The 16805-nt window shown below is 69.1% G+C and carries 14 protein-coding genes and 3 pseudogenes; 6 read left to right on the top strand and 11 right to left on the bottom strand.

Going from position 1 to position 16805, the window contains the following annotated elements; all coding sequences use genetic code 11:
- Positions 1–224: 224 nt before the first annotated feature.
- Both GTY47_RS22170 and GTY47_RS22165 read right to left on the bottom strand, forming a co-directional pair.
- The gene (locus GTY47_RS22170) at positions 225–1700 is read right to left on the bottom strand and encodes an FAD-dependent monooxygenase (protein ID WP_010047436.1); all 1476 of its coding nucleotides are present in this window, start codon (positions 1698–1700) and stop codon (positions 225–227) included.
- A 315-nt stretch (positions 1701–2015) separates the two neighbouring features.
- Positions 2016–2912 carry an alpha/beta hydrolase gene (locus tag GTY47_RS22165; RefSeq protein ID WP_010047434.1) on the bottom strand — a complete coding sequence of 299 codons (897 nt, stop codon included), beginning with the start codon at positions 2910–2912 and terminating at the stop codon, positions 2016–2018.
- Between the two features lie 96 nt (positions 2913–3008).
- On the opposite strand from GTY47_RS22165, the gene GTY47_RS22160 reads away from it, so the two are divergent.
- The 3 genes from GTY47_RS22160 to GTY47_RS22150 all read left to right on the top strand — a co-directional run bounded on the left by GTY47_RS22160 (position 3009) and on the right by GTY47_RS22150 (position 5623).
- Complete coding sequence (locus GTY47_RS22160; protein WP_029181707.1) at positions 3009–3575, top strand: TetR/AcrR family transcriptional regulator; 567 nt, start codon at positions 3009–3011, stop codon at positions 3573–3575.
- A 280-nt stretch (positions 3576–3855) separates the two neighbouring features.
- On the top strand, positions 3856–4941 hold the full coding sequence (locus tag GTY47_RS22155) for an alkene reductase (protein WP_010047430.1): 1086 nt from the start codon (positions 3856–3858) through the stop codon (positions 4939–4941).
- Positions 4942–5101: 160 nt separating this feature from the next.
- Complete coding sequence (locus GTY47_RS22150; RefSeq protein WP_029181706.1) at positions 5102–5623, top strand: MarR family transcriptional regulator; 522 nt, start codon at positions 5102–5104, stop codon at positions 5621–5623.
- Between the two features lie 113 nt (positions 5624–5736).
- Here the strand turns inward: GTY47_RS22150 and GTY47_RS22145 are convergent, their stop codons facing one another.
- The 5 genes from GTY47_RS22145 to GTY47_RS22125 form a co-directional block, all read right to left on the bottom strand.
- Positions 5737–6366: an NAD(P)H-binding protein gene (locus tag GTY47_RS22145; RefSeq protein WP_010047424.1), complete on the bottom strand. Its 630-nt coding sequence runs from the start codon at positions 6364–6366 to the stop codon at positions 5737–5739.
- An 84-nt stretch (positions 6367–6450) separates the two neighbouring features.
- Positions 6451–7398, bottom strand: coding sequence for a hypothetical protein (locus tag GTY47_RS22140; RefSeq protein WP_158688473.1), 948 nt, complete (start codon positions 7396–7398; stop codon positions 6451–6453).
- 16 nt (positions 7399–7414) lie between these two features.
- Positions 7415–7570, bottom strand: coding sequence for a hypothetical protein (locus tag GTY47_RS22135; RefSeq protein ID WP_158688472.1), 156 nt, complete (start codon positions 7568–7570; stop codon positions 7415–7417).
- Positions 7567–8250 carry a DsbA family oxidoreductase gene (locus GTY47_RS22130; RefSeq protein ID WP_010047419.1) on the bottom strand — a complete coding sequence of 228 codons (684 nt, stop codon included), beginning with the start codon at positions 8248–8250 and terminating at the stop codon, positions 7567–7569. The genes GTY47_RS22135 and GTY47_RS22130 overlap by 4 nt, the downstream gene beginning before the upstream one ends.
- 282 nt (positions 8251–8532) lie before the next feature.
- On the bottom strand, positions 8533–9171 hold the full coding sequence (locus GTY47_RS22125) for an NAD(P)H-dependent oxidoreductase (RefSeq protein WP_010047416.1): 639 nt from the start codon (positions 9169–9171) through the stop codon (positions 8533–8535).
- Between the two features lie 136 nt (positions 9172–9307).
- Here GTY47_RS22125 and GTY47_RS22120 point away from each other — a divergent pair, with 136 nt between their 5' ends.
- Both GTY47_RS22120 and GTY47_RS22115 read left to right on the top strand, forming a co-directional pair.
- A complete protein-coding gene (locus GTY47_RS22120; protein WP_231911209.1) occupies positions 9308–9703 on the top strand; it encodes a helix-turn-helix domain-containing protein in 396 nt (131 codons plus the stop codon).
- A 291-nt stretch (positions 9704–9994) separates the two neighbouring features.
- Positions 9995–11006, top strand: a pseudogene (locus GTY47_RS22115) (hypothetical protein).
- 66 nt (positions 11007–11072) lie between these two features.
- Here the strand turns inward: GTY47_RS22115 and GTY47_RS22110 are convergent.
- Entirely contained in the window at positions 11073–11432 is a 360-nt protein-coding gene (locus GTY47_RS22110) for a hypothetical protein (protein ID WP_029181702.1), read from the bottom strand.
- A 47-nt stretch (positions 11433–11479) separates the two neighbouring features.
- Here GTY47_RS22110 and GTY47_RS41670 point away from each other — a divergent pair, with 47 nt between their 5' ends.
- Positions 11480–11713, top strand: a complete 234-nt coding sequence (locus GTY47_RS41670) for a DUF6207 family protein (protein ID WP_324604472.1) — start codon at positions 11480–11482, stop codon at positions 11711–11713.
- A 1854-nt stretch (positions 11714–13567) separates the two neighbouring features.
- Here GTY47_RS41670 and GTY47_RS22105 read toward each other — a convergent pair.
- The 3 genes and pseudogenes from GTY47_RS22105 to GTY47_RS41120 form a co-directional block, all read right to left on the bottom strand.
- A complete protein-coding gene (locus GTY47_RS22105; RefSeq protein ID WP_010047412.1) occupies positions 13568–15868 on the bottom strand; it encodes an FdhF/YdeP family oxidoreductase in 2301 nt (766 codons plus the stop codon).
- Between the two features lie 199 nt (positions 15869–16067).
- Positions 16068–16254: pseudogene (locus tag GTY47_RS41125) on the bottom strand (MOSC domain-containing protein); the annotation flags it as partial.
- Positions 16255–16283: 29 nt separating this feature from the next.
- A pseudogene (locus tag GTY47_RS41120) lies at positions 16284–16486 on the bottom strand (hypothetical protein); the annotation flags it as partial.
- Positions 16487–16805 lie beyond the last annotated feature (319 nt).

The following is a 16805-nucleotide window of genomic DNA, read 5'->3' as shown; positions in this document are numbered from 1 at the left end:
CCCACCGATCGACGTTCAAGCACAACGCCGTGCGGTGGAGCTCGGGGACGGACCTCGCCGGCGACCCGGTCCGGTCACGGACCGCGACACCGCTGGCGTCCGATGACGACTGCGGTGACCAAACCGGTTTTCGCCTATGACGGCTTCAGTAGACGGAGGAGTCCCCGGCCAGGTGACCGGCGCGAGGCCCCTTCGCCTCCGGCACGGTAGGCCTGAGGCTGCGGTCACAGCGCCCCCCAGTCGGTAAGTGCCGCTCTGACCTGTTCGGGCTCCGCCCTCGTCCACGCGCGGGCGATGTATCCGTCGGGCCGTACCAGCGCGGCCGCCAACTCGGACCAGGGCGCGGCCGGGATCACCTCCACCAGCGGTGAGCCCAGTGCGGCCAGCTCCACGGCCGGGGTGAAGTCCAGCAGCAGGAAACGGTTGACGCGCAGCCGGCGCAGCAAGGTGTCCCCGTCTGGCAGGCCCAGGTCCGGCGCGCGATGCCCGTCCAGCGGATGACCTCCATCGGGGGCGTCGTAGGAAGCGCTGAGCCCCGACAGCAGTCCGGCCAGATGTGCGTTGGTCTCCGGGCGGGCGAGCAGCGTGCTCATCAGCTCGCGCAGGGCCGCGCCTTGGGGGGTGAACGTGGTCATCAACGCGGTCTGGGCCTGCGTGTTCTGCGCGAGAGACACGGCCACCGGGCGGCGTTCACGGTCGTAGGAAGCCGCGCCGCCGGTGATCAGAGGTGTGGCCCAGCCCTTGACCTCGGCCGCAAGCTTCCATGCGAGGTTGACAGCGTCCTGCATGCCGACGTTGACTCCTTGACCGCCCGCCGGGAAGTGCACGTGCGCGGCATCACCGGCCACGAAGACACGGCCGGCCCGGTACTGGGTGGCGTGGCGGGTGGTGTTGCCGGCCGTGGAGATCCACACCGCGTTGCGCAGCCCGTAGTCGGTGCCGGTGACACGGTTGAGGATGCCGCGCAGGTCATCGAGGGTGAGCGGCTGGCTCCGCCGGGCGGCGACCTGCTCGGGCGCCAGGCCGGTGTCCTCGGCCAGAACGCCGAACACGCGGTGGATGCCGTCGAAGAGCGGCACGACAGCGACCCAGCCGTCCACCGGATCCCAGACGTGGGTCGCGTTTTGTGGAGCCGCATCCAGGTGGACGTCCGCAAGGTAGGACACCGTGTTGCCGGGCGTGCCGGGGAACTTGATGCCGGCCTGCTGCCGGACCTGGCTCCACGCGCCGTCGGCTCCGACCAGGTACCGGGCCGCGTGGACGGTGCCGCCTGCATGCACGCGCACGCCGGTGTCGTCCTGCTCGAATCCGGTGACCTCCTGGCCGTAGTGCACCGGGATGCCACGCGCTTCAACGAGCGAGGCGAGGACCCGTTCGGTGGTGGCCTGGGTGATCTGCAGGATGTGGGGGTAAGGGGTGTCCAGCACGGAGTAGTCCAGCAGCTGCGGCAGCATGCCGAAGTGCGTCCGGGGCACCGCGCGGCCGTGCGACAGCAGAACGTCGGTGAGTGTGCGGCCGTCCCCGGCCCGCACCGTCGTCAGGATCTCCAGCGTGCGGGGATGCAGGACGGCGGCACGGGAGTTCCCGCTGCGCTCGGTGAGCCGCTCGAGGACCTCCACCTTCACCCCAGCTGAGTCCAGGAGCGCGGCGGTCAGCAGCCCGACGGGCCCCGCGCCCGACACGATGACGTCGGCACTCATGCATGCCCCCCGTTCTCGACCGTGGGGACCGCCGCCGGGGCGGTCGGCCACGGAGGCGGTATCCGTCCGGTGATGCTCATGCAGCGCACTTTTGGTGCTGCTGTCTGCATCTCACTCCTCACTGGGTTGAGTTGATGGCTGCGACCGACTCCCTCACCGCGACGCCCGAGGCCGCGGCAACGGTCCGCGGCCCAGCTCCTGCCCCACTGCCGATGACAGGGACGTCCTCGCGGCCCCTACCTGGGCGCGGCATCTCCGCCGCGTGGTGCGGGGCCGAGCACCGGCGGCCTCTCGTCGTGGCGGCGGGCCCGTCGGTCAGCGCAGGAAGTCCAGCAGCGCCCGGCTGACCTCCTCCGGCGCCTCTTCGGGCAGGAAGTGCCCGGCACCGGGGATGACCAGCCCGGTGACGTCCGGGGCCACCAGCCGCATGGTTTCCTCCGGCATGGTGCCGGTGCTGTACTGGCCGCCTATAGCCAGGACCGGGATGGTCAGCGGCCCCTCATCGCGCCAGCGCAGGACGTGCTCGGCCGATGTGTCGAGGGTCCGGTAGTACTCGAAACTGGCCCGCAGTGCGGCCGGATCGCGCAGCGAGTCGACGTAAACGTCGATGGCGTGCTGCGGGATGGCGCCGGGGGCGGCCGTCTTGGATGCGAAGGTGTGGCCGAAGTAGATCTCCTCACGGCCGGCGACCATGCGCTCGTTGATGTCCGCGAGGCGGTTGAAGGCGAAGTGCCACAGCATCTCGTTGGTCGCCGGGTCCGACAGCAGCGGCGGGGACGGCGAGAGACCGGGGAGAATGGCCTCGCTGACGACAAGGCGGGTGACGCGGTCACGGTAGCTCGCGGCGAGCGCGTAGCCGACCAGCATGCCGAGGTCGTAGCCGACGACGGCGAAGCGGTCGTGGCCCAGGGCGGTCATCAGCGCGGCCATGTCGTCGGCGAGCGTAGCGGCGTCGTAGCCGGTGGCTGGCTTGTCGCTGGCGCCCATGCCGCGCAGATCGGGGGCGATGACGGTGAAGTGCTCGGCCAAAGCTGGCATGACCAGACGCCAGCTGTACCAGAACTGGGGCCAGCCGGGCAGGAGCAGCAGCGGCGGCCCGTCACCGCTGACCACGGCGTGCAGGGTCAGCTCGGTGGTCTTGACGGTGCGGCTAGTGAACGTATCGATGAACCCAGCGGGCAGGTCCGGCACGTCGGTGACGGTGAACGACACGGTGCTTCCTCCTCGTGGCACGGGACCACAACAAGCGGATGATGTATCCACTTCACGCTAACATAACCGGATGAGTCATCCGCTTAAGCTGTGCACATGACCAATGCACCGATGCGTAGGGACGCCGCCCACAACCGGCAGCGCATCGTCGACGTGGCCCGGCAACTCGTCGACGACGACCTCCCGCTGCAGCTCAACGACGTCGCCCGTCTCGCAGGCGTGGGGGTGGCCACCGTCTACCGGCACTTCCCGACGCCGGAAGCACTGATGGAGACCGTGGCGACTCCGGGCCTGGAAGCGCTGATCACCCACGCGCAACGGGCACTGACGGAAGAAGACCCCTGGAAGGCTCTGACTGGCTTCCTCCACGTCACCTTGGAAGCACAGCTGACCGACCCCTCACTCACCGCCGTGCGCGCAGCGCCGCGCCGCGTCCTGCCCCGCACTGAGGAACTGACGGCCATGCTGGACTCACTCGCCGGCCAATTGCTCGAGCGGACTTCGGCGGCTGGTGCGGTACGCGACGTGGTCACCTGGGACGACCTGCTGCCGCTCATGTGCGGGATCGCCTTCGCCGCCAACGTCCACGCCGACGACCAGCAGACACGCCTGGCGTCCGGCCGACGCTACCTGGAAGTGGTGCTCCAGGGGCTGCACAGCTGAGCCGCCGCCGGTCCCGCGCAGGACCCATGTCGCAGGCGAGCCTACGCGGGCTACGCTCAGATATTGTCCGGACAGGTAATGGCCTGATCGACCTTGAGATCCCCTCGCCATAGGCCGCCGCGCGCCAAACAGCCTCATGTAACTACGGCCTGGTAGCGCGTGACGCAGCTCACGCGCGCATGAGGGAAGGCTGTACAGGCAATGCTTGTTCGAACAAGTAAATCCGTTAGGACGCCACGCGTCCGTAGAACACTCGTTCCCTTCCCGAATAGAGATGACGATGTCGAAGGCCTTCGAGCCCTACGAGCTGGGCGGCAAGCGCCTGGCCAACCGCCTGGTTATGGCGCCGATGACCCGCAGCCGCGCCTACGGCCCCGGCCAGAGCCCCATGCCGCTGATGGCCGACTACTACGCGCAGCGCGCCTCCGCCGGGCTGATCGTCACCGAGGGCGTCCAACCCTCCAGGGTCGGCCAGGGCTACCCCGACACCCCCGGCATCCACACCGCCGAACAGGTCGCTGCCTGGCGCCACGTGACCGACACGGTGCATGCCCAGGGCAGCGTGATCTACCTGCAGATCATGCACACCGGACGGGTCGGACACCCCGCGCTGACGGGCCTGCAGCCCGTCGGCCCCTCCGCCGTCGCGGCCGCCGGACAGGTGTACACCCACGAAGGCCCCCAGGACTTCGTCACCCCGCACGAACTGACCGACGCCGAGGTCCGCGCCACCATCGCCGACTTCGCGGCCGCCGCCCGCAATGCCGTCGAGGCCGGCTTCGACGGCGTCGAGCTGCATGGCGCCAACGGGTACCTCATCCACCAGTTCCTCGCCCCGAACAGCAACCAGCGCACCGACGCATGGGGCGGCAGCCCCGAGAATCGCATCCGCTTCGCCGTGGAGACCTCCAAGGCCGTCGCCGAGGCCATCGGCGCCGACAAGGTCGGCTTCCGCATCTCCCCGGGCAACGGCTTCAACGACATCGACGAGTCCGACGCCGCCGACACCGAGGCCACCTACAGCGCGCTGGTCGAGGCCCTCGCCCCGTTGAACCTCGCCTACCTGCACCAGATGGAGGCCCCCGGCATCCGTGACCTGACCCTCCGGCTGCGCAAGGCATGGCCGACGACCTTCATCCTCAACCCCTTCACCGGCCAGGAGCCCACCGGACCGGCCGAACTGGAACTCGTCGAGAACGGCACAGCCGACCTGCTCGCCTACGGCCGCCTCTTCCTCGCCAACCCCGACCTGCCCGCCCGCCTGGCCCAGAGCGGCCCGTTCAACACCCCCGACCCCGCCACCTTCTACGGCGGCGACGAGGAGGGCTTCACCGACTACCCCACCCTGGGGGAAGCCCGCGCCTGACGGCTCGGCCACGGACTCGGGCCGGCCGCGCCTGAGCAGCACCTACCCTGCTCTCAGGATGCGGACCCGAGGGCCTGCCCGCGGCAGTCGGCCCCAGCGCCGGCTGCCGCGGTCGGCCCCGTCAAGGACGGCCGCACGGGAAAAGGCAGAAGGAAGCACCATGGAATCCGAGGCAATGCCCCAGGTCCCCGAGGCCGGGGAACTCCCCAAGGCCGCACGCCGCGGACCGATCAGCCATGCAATCTTCCGAGTGGCCCGCCTGCACCGCATGCTCGCCGGCCAGCTGCTGCGCGAGGTCGGTCTGCACCCGGCCCAGGAGCTGGTCATGATGCAGCTGTGGGACCGCGGCCGGATGCGCCAGACCGACCTGGCCCGGCACGTCGACGCCGACGCCGCCACCATGACCCGCACCATCCAGCGCCTGGAGAAGGCCGGCTTCGTGCGCCGCGTGCGCTCGACCAGCGACAAGCGCTCCGTCCTGGTCGAACCCACCGCCGCCAGCCAGGCCCTGCGCCAACAGGTCGAAGACCTCTGGGCCCGCCTCGAGGACTACGCCGCCGGCGACCTCACCGACGCCGAACGCGGCGGGACCCTCGCCGTCCTCGAACGCCTCGAAACCAACCTCGCCGCCCACATCAGCGACGCGGAACCGCCCTCGCGCCCCGCCGCGCCCGACGCCTGACCGGGCGACCGCGGACGGACACAACCGCCACCGGGCAGCACATCCAGCGCGATACAAGGCCATGGACGAACGGCGCGCAATCAAGGCGCTGCGCACCTGACAACCACACCTCCCTACGCGTCGGTGACGAACGGCGCGCGGCCGATCTGGGAGGCGTCGGTGAGCTGTTCGAGGAAGTACGCGGCCGCGTTGGCCCGGGAGAGGCTGAGTCCGCCTTTGTCGCCGACATTGCGGACGTTGACCGAGGCGGTTCGGGGGCGGTTGGTGAGCCACGGGAACCGGACGATGGTCCACTTCAGTCCCGACTCCCGCACGATGTCGCCGATGGTCACGATGGCGCGATAGGCGGGCGGCAGGAACGTCCGGATGCCCGTGACCATGAGCCCGACCTTGAAGTCCTTGCCGTCTGCCGGGTCAGTGATGCTGGGTGTGCCCATCGCGATGAGCCGTTCGACGCCGTGCTCGCTCATCGCGGCGACGATGTGGCGGTAGCCGCTGATCAAGGGTGGGATGTCGGACTTGGGCTTCGGCCCGAGCAGGCTGAGCACGGCGTCGCTGCCGCGTACCGCCTCGCCGATGGCCCGGGCGTCGTCGAGCTGTCCCTGGACCCCGGTGAGCCTCTGGTGGGAGGGCAGCTTGGCGGGTGTGCGGGCGTAGGCGACGACCTCGTGGCCCTCGGCCAGGGCCTGCTCGATCAGGAGCAGGCCCGTCGGGCCGGTACTGCCGAAGACAGTTATGCGCATGGGTTCACCTCTACGGGGCTGTCCCACAGGGCAGGGTTCATCTCTGCACTCCAAACGCTGTTTTTGAGAGCCATGGGGGCGTCCTCACGACCGCGTGGGCGGCACAGCTTGCTGCGCCGCACGCCGAGGGACAGTTGTCGCGGTGGCGATGGTGAGGTCGAAGTGGGCGGTGTGAAAGAAGTCGTGGCCCTGGAGGCCTCGGGCCTTCAGCTCCGCCGGTTCATGGTTGGTGACGGTGGGCATGGCCAGCCGGGTGTGGGCGTTCTGTCCGGGGTCGGCCTGGAGGTAGGGGTCGCCCTGGAAGTACAGCTGCGTCATGAACTGGCCGTCAGCGGCGATGTCTTCGTGACGCACCTTGAGGTGGATGTGGCGCGGCCTGTAGTGGGCCTTGCCGAGGGCGTCGTAGAAGTCGAGGATGATCTGCTGGATGTCGGCGGGCATGTACGGGACCGGCCTGATGGTGCGGAACTCAAAGCGACCTTCTTGGTCGGTGTGGAACCTGCCGCGGAGATTCCAGTCGGGCTGGTCGTCCATGCCGAGCATCGAGTAGACGCCCGTGTCGGCGCACTGCCAGGTGTCGAGTTCTGCCATGGCCAGGGGTTTGCCGTCCATGGCGCGCACCTGTCCGCTGACGATCAGCGGGACACCGGGCTCGTCGGAGCGCATGGGCAAGACGTAGCAGGCGCCGGGCCCAATGGATTTCAGCAGCGGTGCTCCCGGGACGTAGTAGGGGCCCTCGGGGTTGGAGGGTGTGCCCTCCCAACCGTCGGCCGTGGTCTCGTCGGTGAGGCGGTCCAGCCAGACATCCAGGAATCCCTCGACGGCGTTGGACCGCTGGAGCACCCGGATGACGTCCCGGAACAGTTCGTACTCGGCGTGGGTGATCTTCTTCTCGCGGAAGACGGGAGCGATCGCGGCGACGAGGGCCTCCTCGATCTCGATCAGCCGGTGATTGAGCTTGGTTTCGTCGATCTCGACCGGTGCGTCCGGGTCGGCGGGACGCAGGAGTAACGGCTTATCGGTGCTGGACAAGGTCATATTCCTTCCTTCACTCGGTGCAGTGGCCTTGGGCGTCGCAGAACGCGCCTTCCGGGGCGCTGATGAGCGTGAGGGTGGGTGACGGTGTGTCGTGGGAGTCGCCGTCGCCGGTCGCCTCGAGGGTGTCGTCGTCGGCCGGCTCGGTGTGATGCGTGGGTGCGCTCATGCCGACACTCCGAAGGCTTGCGTGATGGCGGTTGCGTAGCCCTCGACGCTGGTGGCGCCGGCAACGGCGTGGGTGCCGTTGAAGACCGCGAACGGCACGCCCGTGATGCCGAGCGCCGCGCCCTCGGCCCGTTCGTCGCGAACGGCCTGTGCGTAGGCGTCCCCGGACAACGTCGCGCGGGTCTCCTGCGCCGGAACTCCTGCGTCGGCGGCGACCTGGACCAGTACCTCGTCGTCGAACGGGTTGACCTCGCCGGCGAAGTAGCCACGCTGCAGCGTCGCGAACAGCGGTGCGGCCACCCCATGAGCGCGGGCGAGATGCAGAACCCGGTGGACGTCGAAGGAATTCGCGGCCGGGCGGTCCACGCTGTACGGCAGGCCCTCGGCCTGGGCCAGTTCGGCCATCTGCGCTTCCATCCGGCGGGCGTGCTCGGCCGTGCCACCGTGCTTGGCGACGAACACCTCGGGGACCGATACCGGTGTTGCGGCCATGTCCGGGTCCAGCTCGAAGGAACGGAGAACGACCCGTACCTGGCCAGCTGGGACTGTGGTGGCGATGGCCTGCTCGAGCCGGTGCTTGCCGATGTAGCACCAGGGGCAGCCCAGATCGGTCCACAACTCGATGATCAGAGGGGAGCCGGTGTCTGGTGCCGATGACTCGAGCGAGGTTGACGTGGTCATGGGAGCCTCATTTCTGTGCAAGCCGTGTCCCCGGGTTGGTGTGGGCCACGGAGACGGCCAGCGGCGGGGTGCGGGTTGGGTCCGTACGGTCACGCGGCCGAAGGACAGGTGTCGGCGACCTGCTGGAGGAGCAGGAGACCGCATCGGCCTGTGACGGCGGGTTCCGTCCCGCCAGCGCAGCCGGGCCTTCGCGACGCTCTGGTTCCGCAGCCGTGCGTCGAAACGGACAGGACGGCCGAGGGAGCTCAGCACCGGGTGCGGCGAAGGCGACCCTTTCGGCCGCTACAGGGCGGCCTGGAAGGCGTCGGCCAGCTTGCGGGCCTGCTCATGGGAGTCCGCCAGGGACGCCTCGTGCAGCGGTATGAACTCGGACATGTAGGGAACGACGGGGGCGAGGGTGAGCTCGGGCGTCAGGATGTTCACGTCGAGGCCCAGCGTCAGCCGATGGCCCAGGACGGTTTCCAGTGCGGGTACCACGTGGTCCATGCCGTGGTTGGGGGTGCCGGGGCCGTAGCCGCCGCCGCGGGCGGAGATCACCAGGGCCGGGCGGCCGGCGGCCGGCGGGCTGTCGGGAAGGGCCATCGTGACGCCCACGACCATGATCTGGTCCAGCCATGCCTTGAACACGGAGGGCATCGAGTAGTTGTACATCGGCACCGTGAACAGGTAGGCGCTCGCACCGAGGAACTCCTCAATCAGTTCCTCCTGGACCGCCGCGATCGCGGCCTGCTCCGCGGTGCGTTCGGCCTTGTCCGTGCGGTGGGCAGTGATGACGGCGGCACTGAGGTGGGGCACCGGTGCGGCTTCGAGGTCACGGTGGACGACCGGCCCCCGCCAGGAATCCCGAAACGACCGGGCGACCTGCCGGGACACGGAATCGGCGCCCCGGGAGGAGGAATCGATGTGCAGCAGATAGGACATGAAGGCGCCTCCGATACTTATCTTTTGTGCGCAGCGCCATCATGCGACAGTATGGAGACCTCTACAAAAGGCACATTCGTGTCTGTACCGAAAGGGCATGTGCGCTATGGACACCGCTGCTGTACCCGGGACCACGATGCCGGCGGGGCCCTGCGCTCGTATCCCGGCAGGGCAGTCCGGCTTCATCCGCGAGATCCTCGACCGCGTCGGCGACAAGTGGACACTGCTCGTGATCGCCACCCTGCAACGCGGGGTGCGCCGCTACTCCGATCTGCAAAACACGGTGCCAGGCATCTCCCAGCGCATGCTCACCCTCACCCTGCGACAGCTCGTCCAGGACGGCCTGGTCACCCGAACCGCATACGCCGAGGTCCCGCCGCGCGTTGAGTACGCCCTCACGCCCCTCGGCATCAGCCTCCTCGACATCGTCGGTTCCCTGATCGACTGGGCCTCGGCCCATCACGACGAAATCCGTGAACACCGCACTCGCTTCGGTCAAGCGACAACGAAGCCGACGAGCGCGACAAGCTGACCCTTCCGAGGGTCCTGAGCAGTCGGAACGCGAGACCTTCGTGGCCTTTGCGAGCCGCCGTGGCGGCCGGGTCTAGGCAATCGCATCTGGTCGGAGCCACACCGTTCGAATCATGTTCGATATGATGCTATTGGGAGGGGGGACTACCTCAACCCCTGGAGATGGGTGCGTGACGAGGTGCCTGCGCGAGATTGCTCTGCATCCAGCGTCTGCCGTCAAAGCCCTTCCCGCGACGCGGTGGCGAGACAGTTTGAGGCGTCTGGTGAACCCGGGAAGCGCCGGGTGATCACCATGCGAGGCCGCTACATCCTCCACCTCCGCCTCGACCTCCAGCCCGATCCGGATGCCGACCTTCCCGAGCGGCTGCGCCACCTGCTGGAGAACATCACGCCGCGCGTGCAGATGATCGAGCCGGACAGTGCAGCCCTCGACATCACCGGGGCGATTCCGTACTGGAAGCGGGATGCCCGCGGGCTGACCGAGTTGGTCCAGTTGCGCGTGCTCGCCCACTTCGGCCTGCGCAGCTCGGCGGGTTGCGCACCCAACCGGATGCTCGCTGCGATGGCCTGCGCACTGACCCCGCCCGGGCAGCGCACCATCGTCGACGACTCCCCCGAGGCGATCGCCGCCTTTCTGTCCCCGCGCCCGGCCCGGGAGTTGCCCGGCGTGGGGGCGAAGACGGCCATGACGCTCGGCGAGTACGGCCTGCACACCGTCGGCGACGTCGTCGAAGTCCCCAGCTCACGCTGCAACGTCTGCTCGGGGCCCGGGCCGGCCGCGCCCTCCACAAACATGCGCGGGGCCGCGACACCCAGGTCGTCGACCCCACCCCGACCCCGGCGAGCATCAGCACCGAGCACCGCTTTGTCCGCGACGAGCTCGACCCGGCCGAGCACCGGCGCGCCCTGCTCGCCCTCGCAGACGACCTCGGTGCCCGCCTGCGCAACGCCGACCACATCGCCAGCGGCTTGACCTGCACCATCCGCTACGCCGACCACAGCTCAACCCGCCGCAGCCGTGCCCTGCCCGAAGCGACTCAGCACACCGTGCTCCTGGCCCGCGCAGCCTACGCGGTCTACGAATCGCTCGGCCTCCAGCGCGCCCGAGTGCGCAGCATCGCACTGCGCGCCGATGCGCTTCGCCCGGCCGGGCCACGCGACAGCTCACCCTCGACATGCAGGACGACAAGCCCCTCGCTATCGAGGCCGTCGCCGATCGCGCCCATGCTCGCTATGGGCACCACGTGCTCTATCCCGCCGCTCTCGCCGTGCGACATAAGCGCGACAGTCGCGGGCGTTGGTAGGCACTCCTGCGCTCGCCGCCTCCAGCGCCGACACCGGACAGGAAGTCCTCGTCCTCCGCGGGCTACTCAGGCGAGAGGCAGCTGGCCGAGCGGCCGCCCCGGGTCGGCCTGCGCCTCCACAAGGGAGGCCACTTCCGGGTCCTTCGTGAAGGTGGGGCCATTCCAGTACGCCGGGACGGGCACGGGCGCGAGGCGCACCTCGGTGCCATGGATGTGCGCGGCGTCGAAGAGGGTCTGCAGCACTCGCATGCCCGCCAGGTCCAGCGCGCCGAGGCGCGCATGCCAGGTCTGGGTCTCTCGGTCGTACGTTGCGACCGGGCGGAGCCTGTCCAGCTGTTCTTGCCAGCGGGGATCGGCGGCCGGCGCTGTCCGGATGATGGCCTCCAAAACCCATGCGCTGTCACGGGAGTTCGGCGAAGGGGTCATGCCTTTGACGGTAGATGCCGGCACTGACATTTCCTTCGGTCGGGTGAATCCCGAGCCTGAAGAGAACGTCGGCGTGTCAAGCACATGTGGCTGAGCCGGGCCAGCCTGGCGTACGGCTGCGCCTGTACGCCGAGCTGCGGCAGGTCCTCCCCCCGGCCTCCCCACCCGAGTGCGGGCCGGGACACCGGCACAGACGACACACAATGAGGCCGGGTCCGGCACCACGGGGGGGGGAGGGACGGACCCGGCCCCACGTCAAACGGTGCCACACCCGTCTCTGACGCGCGCGGTCTCCAGGTGCTCCAGCGCCTGCAGGCGGCACAACGAGTGGAACAATGGGGTGGCCCGGTGGTGGGGCTGGTCGTAGACGAGACCGTCCATCACACGGAAGCAGTGTCGGGCACGGGCGGCCTCGATCGATCCCCAGTCCGTCACGTCCGGTCCCCCAGCTGCGTGCGGGCAAGCTCCAGCAGCCACGGAAGATCAATAGGCAGGTCCACTGCGAGCGGTCCGCCTCAGGCTGCGGTTGCGCTGGGCCCGGGCGCGGGCCGAACCGCCGGGCGAACTCCTCGCGCATCCCGGGCACGGCCAGAAACTCGGCGCAGCCCTCGAGGAACCGCGCTTTGTGCAGCCCCTGCGTCAGGACGCGACCGGCGTACGTATCGGGATCCTCATGCAGCTGGTCGCCTCGCGCTCCAGCTGGGCGTACTGCTCGTCATCGACTTCGATGCGGATCTCCTTGGGCATGCCTCCACGGTAGCCGCACGGTGCGGCTCTGGGGGGAACCCAATGTCTGCCCAGGTTGAGTGAACGCCCGCCGGTCCACTCAAGAGGAGCCTCCGCCGCTGTGACCAGGGTCTCAGGCGAACCAGGCGAGACTCCCGTAGCGCGGCTCGGTCGCAGGGCGTGCAGCCAGCGTAGGGAAGGATGATTGCTGCCCGTGGGGAAAGAGCCGGAGTTCGCCCGCACGCGTCCGCGCGAGCCGGGCAACGGCCGGAGCCCCGCACGAGGCGGGGCTCCGGGTAGATGATGGTCCGGTGTCCGGGGCTGTTGACGGCAGTCCCGGACACGCTCTACTGCTGCTGGCTTCCGGCTGCTGTGGCGTCGGCGCCGTCGCGGAGCTGGCGTACCGACCGCCGGGGCACCCGGGCGCGGATGGCGACTTCGCTGTCGGTCCGGCCCCAGCTGATTGCCGCTGCGACCGGTTCGTGCGCTCGGCGCGCGCTGGCTCCAGTTGCTTGTCGGGGCACGGGACGTCGGCGTCTTCCATGCCGGCGATGTCGGCGCTGACCACCGCCAGGAGGTCCCAGGCCGGTCGGACAGCTGCGCCCGGTACTGGTAGGCGGCCTCCTGCGCAGCAGGCGCCAGCCGTGGCGCGCGGCGTTCTCCTCCTCGAGTTCGGCCCAGGCCTCCAGCTGGGTGTCCGTGGAGGTGGAGGTGATCTTGCTCGCGGTCAGCCGCTCTTGCTCGGCATCCCAGTGCGCGAATTCCTTCAGCGGCCGGGGATCGCCGGCCTGGAGGACCGGCCGGTACCAGGCGCGGACCTCCAGGACCTCCAGGACCTCCAGGCCGATGCCGCTTCCGCCTTGCTAGGGAGCCCCGAACACCTTCTTGTTCTCTTCGTTCCAGTACTCGTTGCACCCCCCGAGGTACCGGGTGATCGACTCGCAGCCGTCGGCGAGCCGGTCCAGCGACCTGCGCAGCAGTTCAGGCCGGGTAGGCCTGCGGGAAGCGGGAGATGATCTCGCCGTAGTCGACCAGGTCGCCGTCGACGTCCGGCGGGGCGGCCTGCCGGTGACGCGAGCACAGCCTGCGGATGTTGCGGCCAGCGCGTAAGGAGGCGGCGGACCAGTCGAGGTTGCCTCCAGCCTCCCCGTACGACCAGCCCGGCCTCGGCGGCCCGCGCGCACAGGGCCCGGGCGAGAGCCGGGTCCGCGACGAATCCGGAGACGAATGCCCGCTGACGCCACGGCAGTCATGGAACGTGGAACTTCGCCGGGCTGAGAGCCTTCGGTGAGGCCCCCCGGTCGTTGGCGGCCGCGAAGACCTCCACCAAGGGCAAGGTCTCCGGATCCGGGCCGCGGGACCGAGGCCCCGACCTCACAGCAGGGTGAGTCCCGCCTCTGACCTGACCGTCACACCGAAGCTCCCCCGCCGGAGGGTTCGATGCGGATCACGATGGATTTGGTCACCGGCGTGTTACTGGTGTCGGCCGTGGAGTCCAGGGCGACCAGCACGTTTGTCTCCGGGTAGTAGGCGGCGGCGCAGCCGCGCGGCGTCGGATAGCGGACGGCGCGGAAGCCGGGGGCGCGGCGTTCACCGTCCGGGTTGACGCTGATCAGATCGACCAGGTCGCCGTCGTGGAGGTGGAGGTCGCGGAGGTCCTTCCGGTTGAGGAAGACGACCCGCCGTCCTCCCTTGATGCCGCGGTAACGGTCGTCGAGGCCGTAGACGGTGGTGTTGAACTGGTCGTGCGACCGTACCGTCGTCAGCAGCAGGTGTCCCGGCGGAACTTCGGGCGCGGTCGGTGGGTTGACCGTGAACTGCGCCTTGCCGGTCGACGTGGGAAAGGTGCGGGAGTCGCGCGGTGCCCGGGGGAGCATGAAGCCGCCGGGCTGTCGGACGCGCTCCTCGTATGCGTGGAATCCGGGGCAGACATGCTCGATGTGGCGGCGGATCACGGCGTAGTCGTCGCGCATGCCGCGCCAGCCGAGGTCGTCGCCGAAGAGAGCGTGCCCGAGGTCGGCGATGATCGCGACCTCGCTGCGCAGGTGCGGTGATCCCGGAAGGAGCCGTCCGTGCGACGAGTGCACCATGGCCATCGTGTCCTCGACCGTCACGAACTGCTCGCCGGAGACCTGCCGGTCGCGCTCGGTGCGGCCGAGGCAGGGCAGAAGCAACGCCTCGGTGCCGTGGCACAGATGGGACCGGTTCAGCTTGGTCGCGACGTGGACGGTGAGGGCGCAGTTGGCCAGCGCGGTCTCCGTGACCTGCGTGTCCGGCGTGGCCGCGGCGAAGTTGCCGCCGAGGCCCATGAACACGTCGACCTCACCGTCGCGCATGGCCTTGATCGAGCCGACGGTGTCCAGGCCGTGGGCACGGGGCGGATCGAACCCGAACTCGTCGCGGATCCTGTCCAGGAACGGTTGCGGCATCCTCTCCCAGATGCCCATGCTGCGGTCGCCCTGGACGTTGCTGTGCCCGCGGATCGGGGCGGGCCCGGCACCGGGGCGCCCGATATTGCCGCGCAACAGGAGGAAGTTGACGATCTCGCGGATGGTTGCCACGGCGTTGCGGTGCTGGGTGAGGCCCATCGCCCAGCAGACGATGACGCTGTCCGCGGCGAGCACGTCGGCCGCGCAGTCCTCGATCAGGCGGCGGGGCAGGCCGGCCATCGTCTCGATCTGCGACCAGTCCAGGGCGCGCCATGCCGTTGCGGCCGCTTCGAAGCCGTCGCAGTACCGGTCGATGAAGTGGTGGTCGAGCACGGAGCCCGGCTGGGAGTCCTCCCGGTCGACCAGGGTACGGTTCAGGCCCGCGAAAAGGGCCAGATCGCCGTTGATGCGCACCGGGAGCCAGCGGTCGGCGAGCTGCGTGCCCGGGCCGACCAGGCCGCGCGCGGTCTGTGGGTTGTGGTAGCGGCCGAACCCGGCTTCGGGGAGCGGGTTGACTGCGACGATGCGGGCGCCGCGCCGCTTGGCCTGTTCGAGCGCGCTGAGCATGCGGGGGTGGCAGGTGCCGGGATTCTGGCCCACGATGATGATCAAGTCCGCGTAATCGGTGATGTCGGAGATCGTGATGAGACCTTTTCCGACGCCGATGGTCGCGCTCAGGGCCTCGCCGCTCGACTCGTGGCACATGTTCGAGCAGTCGGGCAGATTGTTCGTGCCGAGCCTGCGCGCCAGCAACTGGTAGAGGAAGGCGGCCTCGTTGCTCGTCCGGCCGCTGGTGTAGAAGACGGCACGGTTCGGATCGGCGAGGCCGAGCAGGCGATCGGCGGTGAGCGCGAGCGCGTCCTCCCACGAGATGGGCGCGTAGTGCGTCGCGCCGGGGGCGAGGTGCATCGGCTGGGCCAGCCGGCCCTGCGACTCCAGCCAGTGACCGTCCCGCTCCCGCAGGTCAGCGACGGAGTGCTCGGCGAAGAACGCCGCGTCGACGCGTTTGCGCGTGGCCTCCCACGCGACGGCCTTCGCGCCGTTCTCGCAGAACTCCGCGATCTTCCGGTGGTCGGGATCGGGGTCGCCCCACGCACAGCTCGGACAGTCGAAACCGTCGACGTGGTTCACCTTCAACAGCGTCTGCAGACTCCGCTTCGGCCCCATTTCGGCCATGGAATACCGCGCGGACTCGGTGATGCCGTGAATTCCGACGCTGGCCTTCTCGGGTCCTGACGAGGTCACATCCGATACGGACGGTTTGATCGGTTTCTCAGCCATGACTGCCTCTTTGCCCTATACATGGACTATCGTATGCGAGAGCAACGTCGACCGCAGCCGTCGCCTCACTCCGAGCAATTGGCGGCCGTCGGAACAGCCAGTCTTCTACCGGGCGTATCGGGCAAACTGCAGCCAGGTCCGGCACCCTCACCTGACGTCGACGAAGTCGCCGGCTGCCGTGGACGGGCGGCCTGGTCGGAGAACCGCAGTGGTGCTTCACGTCGTAGACCCGGTCTCCGACGAGACCGACCGCGCCGGTGCCCTTGGGGCCGGGGGGCGATGACGGCGACCGGGCCGTCGACGGGTCGCTTGTCGAGGCCTGTCGCGCTGAGAGCCTTCCAAGGGGTGGGGCGGGGCCTGCCGACATTGGCGGAGAGCAGCTTCACCGCCGGGGGTCAGGCCGGCCACTCTCGGATCACCGGGGCGTTTCGCAGGTGATCTCGTCACGTGGGTGTAGTGGGTGCGGAACGGCTCCCGTCGCACTTCCTTGCCGTCGTTGTGGAAGACCCGCTCGACGGTGACGTCGAAGCCCTCGAGCGGGGTCTGCGGCACGCATTTCTTGTCGGCGCTCACCTTCTGCTCCGGCTCTTTCACATTGCTGCGGGGCCCCTTGACCGATGTGAGTCCGGTCATCCGCGGCCGGCGCCGTGGCCGCGTTCGAGGAGCTGCTGGCAGACACGGTGCGGGCGCTGGGCCCTGACCACCCCGACACCCTGACCGCCCGCAAGAACTTCGCTCGGTGGCGGAGTAAGGATGATCGTTGATGAAACGACCGGTTGTTGGACGGCGGTCCCCAGCTGCAAGCTTGAGAGAGCCGGACGTTGTCGACGGTCATGGAATTCCCCACGTGAAGTGTTTCGGCATCAGATAATTCCCCACCCTCACGATCACGTTTCCCCAGGGGGATGACGGTCGCGTGGGCGACGTACGGGCCTTT

The organism is Streptomyces sp. SID5464 (assembly GCF_009862985.1).
Taxonomy (GTDB): Bacteria; Actinomycetota; Actinomycetes; order Streptomycetales; family Streptomycetaceae; genus Streptomyces; species Streptomyces chartreusis_D.
The sequence above is the reverse complement of the archived record's forward strand: the minus strand, read 5'-3'. Positions and strand labels throughout refer to the sequence as shown.

Excerpts from the sequence above, each read along its gene's own strand:
- GTY47_RS22150 (WP_029181706.1), top strand. The coding sequence starts at position 5,102 with ATGGAATCCGAGGCAATGCCCCAGGTCCCCGAGGCCGGGGAACTCCCC.
- GTY47_RS22160 (WP_029181707.1), top strand. The coding sequence starts at position 3,009 with ATGACCAATGCACCGATGCGTAGGGACGCCGCCCACAACCGGCAGCGC.
- GTY47_RS22170 (WP_010047436.1), bottom strand. The coding sequence starts at position 1,700 with ATGAGTGCCGACGTCATCGTGTCGGGCGCGGGGCCCGTCGGGCTGCTG.
- GTY47_RS22110 (WP_029181702.1), bottom strand. The coding sequence starts at position 11,432 with ATGACCCCTTCGCCGAACTCCCGTGACAGCGCATGGGTTTTGGAGGCC.
- GTY47_RS22145 (WP_010047424.1), bottom strand. The coding sequence starts at position 6,366 with ATGCGCATAACTGTCTTCGGCAGTACCGGCCCGACGGGCCTGCTCCTG.
- GTY47_RS22130 (WP_010047419.1), bottom strand. The coding sequence starts at position 8,250 with ATGACCACGTCAACCTCGCTCGAGTCATCGGCACCAGACACCGGCTCC.
- GTY47_RS22135 (WP_158688472.1), bottom strand. The coding sequence starts at position 7,570 with ATGAGCGCACCCACGCATCACACCGAGCCGGCCGACGACGACACCCTC.
- GTY47_RS22155 (WP_010047430.1), top strand. The coding sequence starts at position 3,856 with ATGTCGAAGGCCTTCGAGCCCTACGAGCTGGGCGGCAAGCGCCTGGCC.
- GTY47_RS22125 (WP_010047416.1), bottom strand. The coding sequence starts at position 9,171 with ATGTCCTATCTGCTGCACATCGATTCCTCCTCCCGGGGCGCCGATTCC.
- GTY47_RS22105 (WP_010047412.1), bottom strand. The coding sequence starts at position 15,868 with ATGGCTGAGAAACCGATCAAACCGTCCGTATCGGATGTGACCTCGTCA.
- GTY47_RS22120 (WP_231911209.1), top strand. The coding sequence starts at position 9,308 with ATGCCGGCGGGGCCCTGCGCTCGTATCCCGGCAGGGCAGTCCGGCTTC.